The organism is Vibrio sp. S12_S33 (assembly GCF_963889785.1).
Classification (GTDB): domain Bacteria; phylum Pseudomonadota; class Gammaproteobacteria; order Enterobacterales; family Vibrionaceae; genus Vibrio; species Vibrio aestuarianus.
The window spans coordinates 111,194-124,031 of the sequence record NZ_CAWPQZ010000007.1 but is presented as its reverse complement, the minus strand read 5'-3'; the positions used below and the strand labels follow the sequence as shown (position 1 = coordinate 124,031).

Annotated in this window: 10 protein-coding genes and 3 pseudogenes; 8 read left to right on the top strand and 5 right to left on the bottom strand. The window is 42.5% G+C overall.

The genetic code is table 11. The features are described 5' to 3' along the window. Window positions 1–116: 116 nt before the first annotated feature. The 3 genes and pseudogenes from AACW06_RS05570 to AACW06_RS05560 form a co-directional block, all read left to right on the top strand. On the top strand, window positions 117–881 hold the full coding sequence (locus tag AACW06_RS05570) for a pyridoxal-phosphate dependent enzyme (protein ID WP_192074342.1): 765 nt from the start codon (window positions 117–119) through the stop codon (window positions 879–881). A 512-nt stretch (window positions 882–1,393) separates the two neighbouring features. Beyond that, window positions 1,394–1,888: pseudogene (locus tag AACW06_RS05565) on the top strand (IS630 family transposase); the annotation flags it as partial. Between the two features lie 16 nt (window positions 1,889–1,904). Beyond that, window positions 1,905–2,276 (top strand): annotated as a pseudogene (locus AACW06_RS05560) (transposase); the annotation flags it as partial. On the opposite strand, the gene dpaL reads toward AACW06_RS05560, so the two are convergent. Genes dpaL through AACW06_RS05545 form a run of 3 tightly spaced genes read right to left on the bottom strand, consistent with a single transcriptional unit; the run spans window position 2,273 to window position 4,574 of the window. Further along, on the bottom strand, window positions 2,273–3,442 hold the full coding sequence (dpaL, locus tag AACW06_RS05555; protein ID WP_192074335.1) for a diaminopropionate ammonia-lyase: 1,170 nt from the start codon (window positions 3,440–3,442) through the stop codon (window positions 2,273–2,275). The pseudogene AACW06_RS05560 and the gene dpaL overlap by 4 nt on opposite strands. Window positions 3,443–3,501: 59 nt before the next feature. Beyond that, window positions 3,502–3,885, bottom strand: coding sequence for a RidA family protein (locus tag AACW06_RS05550; protein WP_192074334.1), 384 nt, complete (start codon window positions 3,883–3,885; stop codon window positions 3,502–3,504). 14 nt (window positions 3,886–3,899) lie between these two features. Then, window positions 3,900–4,574 carry a helix-turn-helix transcriptional regulator gene (locus tag AACW06_RS05545; protein WP_192074333.1) on the bottom strand — a complete coding sequence of 225 codons (675 nt, stop codon included), beginning with the start codon at window positions 4,572–4,574 and terminating at the stop codon, window positions 3,900–3,902. A gap of 332 nt (window positions 4,575–4,906) precedes the next feature. Here AACW06_RS05545 and AACW06_RS05540 point away from each other — a divergent pair, with 332 nt between their 5' ends. The 5 genes and pseudogenes from AACW06_RS05540 (at window position 4,907) to AACW06_RS05520 (ending at window position 10,287) form a co-directional block, all read left to right on the top strand. Continuing rightward, window positions 4,907–6,073 carry a M24 family metallopeptidase gene (locus AACW06_RS05540; RefSeq protein ID WP_192074332.1) on the top strand — a complete coding sequence of 389 codons (1,167 nt, stop codon included), beginning with the start codon at window positions 4,907–4,909 and terminating at the stop codon, window positions 6,071–6,073. A 45-nt stretch (window positions 6,074–6,118) separates the two neighbouring features. Beyond that, complete coding sequence (locus tag AACW06_RS05535; RefSeq protein WP_192074331.1) at window positions 6,119–6,913, top strand: maleate cis-trans isomerase family protein; 795 nt, start codon at window positions 6,119–6,121, stop codon at window positions 6,911–6,913. 136 nt (window positions 6,914–7,049) lie between these two features. After that, the gene (locus AACW06_RS05530) at window positions 7,050–8,021 is read left to right on the top strand and encodes a DMT family transporter (protein ID WP_192074330.1); all 972 of its coding nucleotides are present in this window, start codon (window positions 7,050–7,052) and stop codon (window positions 8,019–8,021) included. A gap of 64 nt (window positions 8,022–8,085) precedes the next feature. Continuing rightward, window positions 8,086–9,252, top strand: coding sequence for a M20 aminoacylase family protein (locus tag AACW06_RS05525; RefSeq protein ID WP_192074329.1), 1,167 nt, complete (start codon window positions 8,086–8,088; stop codon window positions 9,250–9,252). Between the two features lie 41 nt (window positions 9,253–9,293). After that, window positions 9,294–10,287, top strand: a pseudogene (locus AACW06_RS05520) (IS630 family transposase). An 85-nt stretch (window positions 10,288–10,372) separates the two neighbouring features. Here AACW06_RS05520 and AACW06_RS05515 read toward each other — a convergent pair. Next, window positions 10,373–11,521, bottom strand: coding sequence for an HD domain-containing phosphohydrolase (locus AACW06_RS05515; RefSeq protein WP_192074328.1), 1,149 nt, complete (start codon window positions 11,519–11,521; stop codon window positions 10,373–10,375). A 125-nt stretch (window positions 11,522–11,646) separates the two neighbouring features. After that, entirely contained in the window at window positions 11,647–12,789 is a 1,143-nt protein-coding gene (chrA, locus tag AACW06_RS05510) for a chromate efflux transporter (RefSeq protein ID WP_192074327.1), read from the bottom strand. Window positions 12,790–12,838: the final 49 nt, after the last annotated feature.

Below are 12,838 nucleotides of genomic sequence, written 5' to 3'. Positions count from 1 at the left end.
TTTTGATTAATGTCAGAACGGGTATCTTCAACGACTGACAAATGTTCAATTAAGTTCAAAATGGGCACATAGCAAAGGGTTTGAGGTTATTAGATCACATCTGTTAACAAAGTGCGATCCCGCCCTGGCAAACTGCGGCTGCCGCGGCTAAATTTGGCTTAGATTGTGAATTAGTTTTGGAAGATGTCATCGGCACACCAAAAACCGATTATTACAACAATGGAAACATGTTGCTTGATCATTTACTTGGAGCAAAAGTTCACTCAGTGAAAGAAGGGGACGATTGCAACCTACACGCACAAAAAGTGATCACGGAACTAGAAGAGCAAGGTCGAAAACCTTATTTTGTACCAATGGGAGGTTCTAACGTAATTGGTAGCATGGGATACGTTAGATGTGCTTATGAAATATTGTCGCAAATTGAAGAACAAAATCTTCAAATAGATCAAATCATCCTTGCTACGGGCAGTGCTGGTACTCAAGCTGGCTTATTAGCTGGGTTAATTTCCGCCAAATCGGATATTCCGGTATTGGGTATTACTGTAAGTCGCTCAACAGAAGAACAAAAAACTCTAGTTGAAACTCAGCTAAAAAATATCCTCGCTTATTTAGATCTTGATGTAAATCTATCCAAAGACAGAGTTTTCACTGACGGTAGCTACTATGGCCAAGGGTATGGCATCATCACTCAAGAAATGATTCAAGCGGTGAAGCGCTGCGCTCAACTTGAGGGCCTTCTTCTTGATCCAGTCTACACTGGTAAGGCCATGTCAGGGCTATTTGATTTATCAACAAAAGGCATCATAAAACCTGGTAGCAAACAACTATTTTTGCATACAGGTGGCAGTCAAGGGTTGTTTAGTTACCGAGAGATATTTTAACTTTTTAGTTCCAGAGCAAATGCGGACTACTTGGGGGCATTCTATATGGAGTATTACAACGGGCTTTTTTGCGTAATTCGATAGAACTAAATCAGGAACTTACGATCTGCCCGGCCATATCAGTTAATCATCGCAGTCCTATGCCAAAGCCTCGTTAACCTTAGATCGCTTTAAACCATCAGTCCTGATTTTTCGTTATCAGTGATATTAAGCGATTAAGCCACCAAGTAAATTGAGCACTCTAGCCATGCAAGCTCTAATGACTAGAGAGCTCAATTTGAGAGTTATCCTCTTTCAACAAGCTAACCTTATTGGCAATAAACGGCACATCAATCAACTTGTAAGCTTGCTTTTATACCCGTGATTATTGAAGATGCTTGATTTCTCATTAAATCAGGATCATGCTACTCACTATGAAAATTGTACTGACCTCTGAGCAAAAGTAACAACTCAAACAGATGCACAATACTGAGATTGTATAAAAGTTGTCTTGTTGGCTTCCAAGGGGTGGAGCCAGATTTGGCCAGCGCAACACAACCACCCGAATATGGGCAGAAAAAGGGACTCGCCCCAGAGCGGTACAACAACAGCAATTTGAGTATGCGTACCTATTTGGTGCGGTGTGCGTGAATACCGGAGAAACTGAAGCTATTGTTGTTCCGATGAGCAACATGGAAGCAATGAAAGAGCAACTCAGGCTCATTTCTCAATCAACACCCACAGACAAACATGCTGTCGTCATCATGGATCAAGCCAGTTGGCATCAAAGTTATCTTGCTGATGCATTCGAGAACGTCACTATCATTCATATACCGCCCTATTCACCGGAATTCAACCCAATAGAACAGGTATGGAGTTGGTTGCGTCAGAACGAAATAGCCAATAGGTGCTTTGAATGTTACGACGATATTGTCGATAAGTTGTGTAGTGCTTGGCATCGTTTTTGTGCAGACAAAAGCAGAGTCATTTCGCTCTGCTTTAGAGATTGGACTATATTGACCAATTAATTAGTGTGATTGGTATTATGAAACGATAGATAGCGAGAGCATTGTTCGCTTCTTTTGGAAACTCAAGAAAGAGCATTATCCACTAGAACAAACCGTGCATATTGTGCTTGATGGTGCGGCTTATTATCGGTCTGAAATGGTGAGAAATGCGGCAAAAATACTCAATATAGAGCTACCCCCATACAGTCCAAACTTAAATCCAATAGAGCGGCTTTGGAAAGTCATGAATGAGCATGTTAGGAACAATGTTTATTTCCCCTCCAAAGAAGCATTTACCTCTGCTATCAAAAAATTTTTCGATGTGACGTTACCAGAAGTTGCAGGCTCACTTGTATCCAGAATTACAGATACTGATACCTGCATCTTCAAGTTGAACGGGTATAATTAGCTGTGTGTACCGTTCCACACGATATTACGGTAACGCGTTGGGTTAGTGTCGCCTTCAGTACTAAAGATCATCACAATCGAATCTGAACCGAGTCCTAGCTGTTCAGCAAATACTTTACCTTCGTCTGTGGTCATTAGTCGATAGAGAATACCCATTGTAATAGCGCCCGATTCGCCACTGATTACAGCTTGGTCACCTTTTAGAGGGTTACCAAGGATACGCATACCGAGCGCAGCAATATTGTCATCAGCTGATACATAAGCGTCAGAGCAGTCACGTAGGATTGGCCAAGTAACAGGGTTTGGCTCACCACAAGCCAGACCAGCCATGATAGATGTTAAATCGCCAGTTACTGGTGTCATATCGCCGGCTTGTGCTGAGCGGAAAATACAGTCAGCAGCGCTTGGCTCCCCGATGATCGCTTTGAAATTTTCGGCGCCTAACGTATCAGCCAAGTAACCAAGAACACCACCAGCCATCGCGCCCACACCAGCCTGAAGCATAATGTGTGTTGGTGCCATATCGTCAGCTTGCGCTTGCTCAAGTGCTTCATCGGCCATTGTAATGTAGCCTTGTGAAATCCAAGTTGGGATAGTTTCATAACCTTCCCATGCAGTATCTTGTACCAATGTCCAACCATTTTTATTTGCCGTTTGGCTTGCTAGACGCACGGTGTCATCGTAATTCACGTCAGTAACAATACACTCTGCGCCTAAGCCACGGATTCGTTCAACGCTTGCTTGAGGTGAGCCTTTTGGCATATATACCACTGCCTTTTGTCCCATTTCACGAGCCGCCCATGCGACACCCGTACCATGGTTACCAGCGGTCGCGGTAGTAAATACGAGAGGTTTGGGTAGTTTTTCTGATACAGTTTTTAAGTCGACTTCGCTGATATCCATGTTTAGGTGGTCGGCGAGTAGGTGACCTAATGCGTAAGAGCCGCCAAGAACTTTAAACGCGTTGAGACCAAAACGTTTTGATTCGTCTTTAACTAGAATAGCTTTTACACCTAGGTGTTGCGCTAATGTCGGTAGAGAAACGAGTGGTGTCGGTTGGTAACCGTCGATTTTTTGGTGGAATGCGCGTGTTTGCTTAGCGGCTTTATGAGTAAATAAAGGGCTAGTTTCACCGTTGTAGTTTGAGTTCAGAGATAGTTTCAACATGGCAGCTACTTAAATTGTGAGGAGGAAGGGCGATGCGATAGCAATCGCCCTGAGCATCATTATTTGATATAAGCGATCGCTTCTACTTCGATTAGAGCATCTTTTGGCAGGCGACCTGCTTGAATGCAAGAACGTGCAGGTGCACAATCTGTACCAAATACTTCAGTATATACTTCGTTGAATGCCACGAAATCTTCCATATTACCTAAGAAGCAGGTTGTTTTTAGGACCGTATCGATACCCGCGCCACTTTGCTCAAGAACCGCTTTTAGGTTCGCTAGTGATTGGCGAGCTTGTTCTCTAATACCACCTTCAGGAAATGCCATAGTCTCAGGATCTAAAGGTAATTGACCTGAAGTAAATACCAACTCTTTAAATGCTAGAGCTTGTGAGTATGGACCAATAGCTGCTGGTGCAGATTCAGTATGAACTTGAGTTTTCATATATTTTTATTCCATTATTCCGATTTGTATTCACGAATGTATTTGTAAATCGCGTGACGTGTGATGCCAAGACGTTCAGAGACAAATGCAGTTGCCTCTTTCAGTTCAAAAATGCCGTTATCAAGTAAAATTTTGGTAATGGCTTTGTTTTTACCTTTCAAGTTAATCGTTGAGTCACTTTCAACATCTTTAATTGCATGTTCGAGAGCGTGCTCTATTACCTCTGTCGGTGAAGAACCAAAGTTCTCATGCATGCCGACTTTGGCAGTATCTGGCATTAGTGTTCTGATAATTTCCGGAAATGGATGTGAAAGATTCATATTGATACAGAATAAACCAATAGGCTTATTCTCATCACCTGCTACAACACAAGTTGTTGATTTAAGCAGAGAGCCATCTTTGCTGGTAGTAAAGTAACTTTTTGGGGCGACCTCGCCAGTGCTTTCAAATACACCAAGCATTTTTAATCCCATATCTGTAATCGGTGACCCGACTTTGCGACCAGTATGATGACCATTGACGATTTTCACCACAGACTTCTCGAAGCTGTCAAATGAGTGAATAACGACCTCACAATGTGGACCGATGAAGTCAGCGATCGTATCAGCTAAGCGAAAGTACGCTTGCAAACGCTCTCTATCACTTTCTGTAAACTCTACACTAAAAGATTTGTATTTGGTTGCATTCATTATAAGGACACTACAGTTAACTTTACTTCAATCCATTCTCTGTTTTTTAGTTGGAAAAATCAACTAAAGCCGAACCTTAAGATTAACTTTATGTAACTATTAAACCACCTCACTCTGTCGCCCTCAATATAAAAGTTAACTATTGTTTACCAAAATTAGATATAGAGCACACTTTTCTCGGAAAAAAGCGACTCATGGTCCACGATTGTTAACTTCATGCCTTGGGTCACATTTTTTAACTGAAAACTAGATAATACTTCGCTCAATAACGTAAACATTATTGAACTATAGAGAGCGGAGCTTCTCTCCCTACAAAAATGATAGAGGTCACTATGCAAAACTATTTAAATCGTGGTTTTGAACAAGCTGAATTTGAAATGCGTACTCAGCGTGCTCAAAAAGTCATGCATGAGCTGAAGTTGGATGCGATGTTGTTTACAACAGAACCAAATGTTCGCTACTTCACAGGTTTTCACACACAGTTTTGGCACAGCCCAACTCGTCCTTGGTTCTTAATTGTTCCTGCAGAAGGTAAACCAATTGCGATTGTCCCAGAAATCGGGGCAAGCGGTATGGCGGGAACTTGGATCGACACCATTATAACTTGGCCATCGCCACGCCCTGAAGATGATGGCATCAGCTTAGTTGCAAGCGCTTTAAACAGTCTTCCTTGTCGCCATGGTCGCGTTGGTGCAACGTTAGGTATCGAGTCGTATCTGCGTATGCCTACCAACAATTACCTAAAACTAACAACGTTAGTGAAAAAAGACTTCGTTGACTGCTCTCTTGCGATGCATGGTCTTCGTCAAATTAAATCTCAGGCTGAAATCGAAAAGACTCGTGAAATCTGTCGTATTACAAATGTGGGCTTTAAACGCGTACCTGAATATGCAAGTGCGGGTATGACAGAACGCGAAATATGTAAGCAGTTCCGTATTGATATGCTGCTAGAAGGCGCTGATGAATGTCCATACATCATTGCAGGCTCTGGTCCTGATGGTTACGACAGCATCATTATGGGTCCTACCGATCGCGTAATTGAAGAAGGTGATGTGCTGATCATTGATACTGGCGCTGTGCGTGATGGTTACTTCTCTGATTTTGACCGCAATTGGGCATTTGGCCACGCGAGCGAGCAAACTAAAGCTGCATACCGTGCGACTTATGATGCAACTACAGCCGGCTTTGAAGCTGCGAAACCAGGCGCTACAACCACAGACATCTACAATGCCATGTGGAAAGTATTAGAGGCAAATGGTGCGCTAGGTAATGACGTAGGTCGCCTAGGTCACGGGCTAGGTATGGAGCTAACTGAGCGTCCTTCAAACACCGCAACAGACAATACAGTTCTAGTACCAGGTATGGTTATGACGCTTGAACCAGGCATGGTTTACGCTCCAGGAAAATCAATGGTCCATGAGGAAAATATTGTGATTACAGAAAATGGCGCAGAGTGGCTCTCAGAGCGTGCTGAACCAGAATTGATCATCATTGATTAATCCTCAAATTATAAAAATAACAAATTTTGGAAGATAGAACGAATTATGAAAACGATTGAAGAATTTAAATCATTTGAGGTCCCTCTAGAATATACGCTCGCGCCACGTATTGACCGCTGCCATATTGGCTTGGTGCAACTTAGTACAGATCATTCTCTGGAGATGGACTGGGCAAAGTTGCTTGGTACACAAGCTGCTGTATTTAGCTCTCGTGTTTACTATAGTAGTGAAATGACACCAGAAGCGTTGGATCGTATTGCTACAGGAATTGTTGATGCGTCAGATCTAATCGCTTATGGGTTAGATATGGATGTGATGGCATTTGGTTGCACATCAGCATCTATCATTATTGGTGAGGAGAAGGTTGCAAGCTTACTTACTCAGCATCGTAATGATATTCCTGCAACTAACCCTTGGACGGCAGCGCAAGCAGCATTCCGTCACCTAGGTGCACGTCGAATTGCGGTCTTCTCTCCTTACCCAACTGAAGTGAACTTACCTTTGTACCAACAATTGACTAGTGCTGGCTTTGAAGTACCAGTGCTGGGCTCTCTAGGTATTCAAAAAGACACAGATATCACAAAAGTATCTAAAGAATCGATGCTAGATGCATTAGAGAAGCTTCTGCCAACTACAGAAGTGGATGCCGTATTTATGTCTTGCACCAATCTACGTGTACTTGACCATATTCAAGAAATTGAAGACCGTTTCAGGGTCCCAGTGATCTGCAGCAACTCAGCCATGTTCTGGCATGCAATGCACCTAACGGGTCGAATTGCATCTTGCCCAGGTTATGGGCGTCTCCTCAATACTGAAGAGTCTCCCCATATCCACATATAGAAGCTTTAACAGCAGCACCAACGGAATAAACCGCGCTGAACAAGCATAAGTAATTATCGAGTATGTTTAAGGCTTATACAAATGAATGTGTCATAACCATGCCCGAATCAAAAAGCAGAATTATAAGGAAAATATTATGAATCGTACAACAATGGGCTGGATAGCAGCTATCTTTATTGGTTTACTTTGGGGTATTCCTTGGATTGTTGGTACTCCAGTTCTAGAGGTAATGGATGCTCAAGTGTTGGTGTGGCTACGTTATACAGTAGCGTTTATCACTCTAGGTGTGATCTTTAATATTGGTTTAGCGACCGGCAAAATGGAGAAAAAAATAGACTTCAAATTGACGTGGGAAAATCGCCATGACATATTTTGGGCTGCTGCGTGTGGTATTGTTGGTCAAGGTGCATTTAGCTATCTGTCTTTCCTTTCTTTGGAATATATAACAGCATCCGAAAATGGTGTTATTCAAGGTTTGATTCCAATTCTCATTTTGATAGTAGGCTTTTTCCGTCATAACGCTCGTTTTACTACGCTTCAGATATTATCGGCATTAGGTGCATTCGCAGGTGTGACAATTCTAGTTATGGATCCGAACTCTGAAACGAACGGCTTTAACATCGGTCATTTTATATGTCTAGCTAGTGCTGCTAGCTTCTCCTGTACTGCATATGCCCGTGCTAAGCTTGCAGAGAAATACGGTTCTGTTGCAACAATGTTCCATCAATTTATCTTCGCATCTATCGGCTTTGGTCTGTTCTTAATAACAACGGGGGCAGACTTTAGCTCTGCGCTAAACGTATTTAGCTCACCACTACGTATTCTATGTATCGTTATTCTTGGTGTAGGTATCTCTGGTATTAGCTACCTAATCTACATCTACGCAATGGAGCGAGTTGGCGTTGATGGTACAGGTATGGCACTTAACCTGATGCCTTTATCTTCATTTGTGTTAGCTATATTTGCATTAGGGGAGGCTGTAACACCAATGAGACTTATAGCGATTGTAGTAGTAATCGTATCAATGATGTTATTCATGAAGTTTAGCAAAAAAACAGAAGGGAAAGAGTCAAAAGCAACCCTTAAAACTAAAACGCAAGAAGCATAATTTGCAACACCATTAGCTAACGCTAACCCCTGTTGGGGTTAGCTATATTTTTGAGAAACGTAATATGTCTATCGAACTTAAAGCCATTGAATGGCGCCATCACATTCATCAACATCCTGAATTTGGAACAGAAGAGCACCAGACTGCCGAATTTGTTGCCACTAAGCTTGAAGAGTTTGGTATCGACGTTCATCGTGGTATTGGTGGTACGGGTGTAGTTGGCATTCTAAAGCGTGGTACAAGTGATCGTTCGATTGGTCTGCGTGCGGATATGGATGCACTGCACATTCAAGAAGAAAATACATTTTGCTACGCATCAGTAAATGAAGGTGCGATGCACGCTTGTGGTCACGATGGTCATACCGCGATGTTATTAGGTGCAGCCCATGAACTCACAACTAATGGTAATTTTGACGGTACGGTTTACTTTATCTTCCAACCAGATGAAGAACGCGGCACTGGCGCGAAAACAATGATTGCTGACGGTTTATTTACTCGTTGGAATATTGATGCCGTTTACGCAATGCACAACTTACCAGGTATTGAAGCTGGTCACTTTGTGACTCGTCCACACTCTATTATGGCGAGTGAAAGCAGCTTTGAAATTGAGGTAATTGCGACTGGTGGTCATGCGGCTATGCCTCATATGGGCACCGACCCAATCGTAGTGGGCGCGCAAATTGTTACCGCGATGCAAACTATTGTATCTCGTAACTTAAGTGCGATTGATGAGACTGCTGTTATCTCTGTCACTGAGTTCACTACTAACGGTACGGTTAACGTGATTCCAACCAAAGTGACGATTAAAGGTGATACACGTAGTTTTACCGACGTAGCATTACACAAGATTGAAAAAGCGATTGAACGCATTGTTGCTGGTCAATGTATGTCTGCGGGTGTGGGCTATACATACAAGTTCAATAACAGCTTTCTATCGACGATTAATACACCAGATGAAGTGGCTTATGCAGCAGAAGCGGCGACTAAAGTCGTTGGTGCGGATCGTGTGAATGGTGCATGCCAGCCATTTACAATTAGTGAGGATTTCTCATTTATGTTGCGTGAAGCGAAAGGCTGTTACATCCTCGTTGGTAATGGAGTTGGTGAATGTGGTGGGACTGCGTTACATAAACCTCAGTATGACTTCAACGACAATATCATTAAAGATGGTATTAGTTTCTGGACGACATTAACTGAGCAACAATTATCCATCTATACCCGTGATCATTGAAGATGCTTGATTTCTCATAAAATCAGGATTATGCACGCACCATGAAAATAATACTGACTCCTCAACAGAAACAACAACTCGAAGTGATGCACGATTCAACTCGTGATAGCCGAGTACGTGACCGCATCAAAGCGGTTTTACTCGCTTCTGAAGATTGGAGTCAGGCGATGATTTCTCAAGCTCTTCGCATTCACGAATCAACCGTAGCTCGTCATCTCAGTGATTATGTTCTCTCTGAAAAACTTAAGCCTGAAAATGGTGGTAGCTAAAGCTGACTGTCTGTTGGACAAACCATACAACTTATCGAACATCTGACTGAGAATACGTACTTTCATACCCACCAAATTGTCGCTTATGTGCAAGCTGAGTTTGGTATCCGTTATACCGTTGCTGGTATGAACAAGTGGCTACATCATCACGGCTTCTCATATAAGAAGCCGAAAGGTGTGCCACACAAGTTTAACCCAGAGATGCAACAAGCCTTTATCGAACATTATAACGAGACGTTAAGAAACAGCGAAGACCCCGTGTTGTTCATGGATGCCGTTCATCCTACGCAGTCAACAAAACTCAGTTATGGCTGGATACGAAAAGGCCAAAATAAAGTGATTGAGACAACAGGCAGTCGAACTCGCCTTAATGTCATCGGTGCGTTACCACTTCAAAATATTGGCGCAACGGTGACAAAAACGTATGACACGATAAACAGCGAGAGCATCGTTCGTTTCTTCTGGAAGCTCAAAAAGGAGCATTACCCTTTGGAACAAAAAGTACACTTAATTCTTGATGGCGTAGCCTATCATCAGTCAAGGCTGGTGAAAAATGCGGCAAAAGTGCTCAATGTCGAGCTTCATTACTTACCCCATATAGCCCAAACTTAAATCCAATCGAGCGGCTTTGGAAAGTGATGAATGAGTATGTGAGGATTCGGCCACCAAAGAGTTTTTCGATGTAACATTACCAGAAGTTGCAGGTTCACTCGTATCCAGAATTACGGATAACTTTCAGATTTTGAAACCTGCATCTTCAAGTTGAACGGGTATAGAGGGATTTTGATAATTGCTTTTCAATATTCAAATTTCATTATCCATTTATTATTTCATTATTTATTCAGGCACAATTAATTTATCCTATCTTTGGGGTCCATTTCAGGGTGGGCGGCTATGATTTGTTTAAGATAGTCTTGATGGTAGCGCAGCGCATTAACACAATGCCTATCCAGTTTTCCATCGACAACCATCTTTTCTAACTCTAACAGTGCAAACGGTACAGACCATGCTTGTTTATACGGTCGATGACTGGTGAGCGCGTCAAATACATTGGCCACAGCAATGATACGAGCTGAAACCGGAATATCATCTTTACTTAAACCGTAGGGGTAACCACTACCATCTAAAAACTCATGATGATAAGCGACAATCTCTTTCAGTACTGATACACAAGGGTGCTGAGGTGAACCCACATCATCAATAATATGGTTAATGATATCTATCCCTTTTTCAATGTGGCCATAGAGCTGTTGGCGTTCTTTGGCTCCAAAGTTTTCCGTTTTCAATAACATCGAAAGTGGTAATGAGAGTTTTCCTATATCGTGATACCGAGAAAATTGCGTAATGTTGTCAATCATTTCGTCATTAAGCTGATAAATATCGGCAACCTCAGTAGCAATCACTTTGGCATAACTGCTGATCCTTACTTGATGTTCTAGGTTCTCTTGTAAGTGTTTAGGTGAGCGCAACTGAGTATGACGAGCCGTTTCTAAAATCGTATGGATTAAATGATACTCAGAGCAGACAGCAAAGTGCACCATGTCAATAAAGGGCTCTAATGTTTCTTGGAGAGATTCATTAAAATATTGTGCTTGTTTCGAATTTAGGAAGATGAAACCGATAAAACAACCATTGTGATAAGTTGGTATCGTCATTGAAGAGATAAAACCTTGTTTAATCAACCACTTTGTGTGAGGGTGATTTGGCTTTAGTTGACTCGGTATATTGCCAATGCTACGAATTTTTTCGGTTGTTGAGCACTCTTTTAACGCCGGTAAATCAGCAAGGGGAAATTCATAATGCTGTAGCTCATAAGCGTTATAAGTGCTGTCTGCGTAAGTTTTAAGATGATCTGAGTCTGGGTCGTACAATGCAAAAGAAATACGATCAATATGAGGGACACTGACACGCAATCGGTCATGAAGGTCGGACAGTTGCTTGTTGAGTGTACCGACATGTTGAAAAAATGAATGATCACCATTTTTGCTGTGCGTGTCCATTGCTCGTTCCTCTCCCCTTTATTCGCCAGCTTATGGGGCTGAAAATTTTTATGCCTAATGAATAAGTTTAGGATAGAGAAGCGAGGTTTGTGGAAAATTACTCAAATAATTTCCCTTTGATTGATCTAGATGAGTTCAACAGCGATACCACCTAACATGAAAAAGATGACCATCCAAATAATCGGCAATTTAAGCTGTCTTAGCAAATAAAAACCGATCAGAATAAGTGCCATATCTACACTAGTTGACACGGCACTGCCAAATACAGGTTGATAAAGGGCTGCTGTCAATAACCCGACTACGGCAGCGTTCACTCCATTGATTGCGCCAGCGATTTTGGGTTGATTCGCCAATGCTTGCCAGTTTTTTAACACACCTAAGAGCAACAGAAAACCCGGCAGAAAAACCGCTAGGGTGGCGAGTATCGCTCCAAGAATTGGCGACTGGGGTAGTAGTTCGTAGCCAATGTAAGTGGCGAACGTGAACATTGGGCCAGGTACCGCTTGCGCCGCAGCATAACCGGTTAAAAACACATCAGAAGAGAGTTGGTCACCAACCAAGTTTTGTAACAAAGGAAGTACGACATGACCACCACCAAAGACTAAACTACCCGCTTGATAGAAATGGTTAAACAGCGCGAGTTCAGGCATAAAATGAGCGACTAGAGGCAAGCCGAACAGTAAACCGACAAATAGAATTAATGGTAGCACTGAAGGGGAGAATGATTTTGTCGGGAGTAAATCTTGGCTCGGTAGCCATCTTGCGCCAATGAGAGCGGCGACAATCAACACACCGATTTGAGTACTAATACTGGGCGCAATCAGCAACATCACCGCTGTTGCAACGCACAAAGCAACGGCAATGCGATGGCTACAGAAATTTTTGTACATTCCCCAAGTCGCATCAGCTACTACCACTACGGCAAGCAGTTTTAGGCCGTGAACAATATGCTGGAACAGCGGCATTTCAGTCAATTGGCTACTGACCATCGCCAACAACACCATGATGATCACGGAAGGCAGAGTAAAGCCAATAAAGGCCGAACATGCTCCGAGTAAGCCGCCACGTTGATAGCCGACCGCAAAACCAACTTGGCTTGAGCCAGGTCCCGGCAGGAACTGACTTAAAGCAACGAGCTGGGCGTACTCTTTATCTTCGAGCCACTTTAGCTTGTCGACAAACGTGTTACGAAAATAACCAATATGTGCCGCAGGGCCACCAAAGCTAATCCATCCAAGCCAAAAGAAGGTTTTGAAAATCGTAAACATGGGTGAAAGTACTCAAAGTTTTGTATAGAACTACTTTAAAGTCTCGATT

Bases quoted from the DNA above. Each gene is read 5' to 3' on its own strand.
- dpaL (WP_192074335.1), bottom strand. From the start codon at position 3,442: ATGTTGAAACTATCTCTGAACTCAAACTACAACGGTGAAACTAGCCCT.
- AACW06_RS05550 (WP_192074334.1), bottom strand. From the start codon at position 3,885: ATGAAAACTCAAGTTCATACTGAATCTGCACCAGCAGCTATTGGTCCA.
- AACW06_RS05545 (WP_192074333.1), bottom strand. From the start codon at position 4,574: ATGAATGCAACCAAATACAAATCTTTTAGTGTAGAGTTTACAGAAAGT.
- AACW06_RS05540 (WP_192074332.1), top strand. From the start codon at position 4,907: ATGCAAAACTATTTAAATCGTGGTTTTGAACAAGCTGAATTTGAAATG.
- AACW06_RS05535 (WP_192074331.1), top strand. From the start codon at position 6,119: ATGAAAACGATTGAAGAATTTAAATCATTTGAGGTCCCTCTAGAATAT.
- AACW06_RS05530 (WP_192074330.1), top strand. From the start codon at position 7,050: ATGAATCGTACAACAATGGGCTGGATAGCAGCTATCTTTATTGGTTTA.
- AACW06_RS05525 (WP_192074329.1), top strand. From the start codon at position 8,086: ATGTCTATCGAACTTAAAGCCATTGAATGGCGCCATCACATTCATCAA.
- AACW06_RS05515 (WP_192074328.1), bottom strand. From the start codon at position 11,521: ATGGACACGCACAGCAAAAATGGTGATCATTCATTTTTTCAACATGTC.
- chrA (WP_192074327.1), bottom strand. From the start codon at position 12,789: ATGTTTACGATTTTCAAAACCTTCTTTTGGCTTGGATGGATTAGCTTT.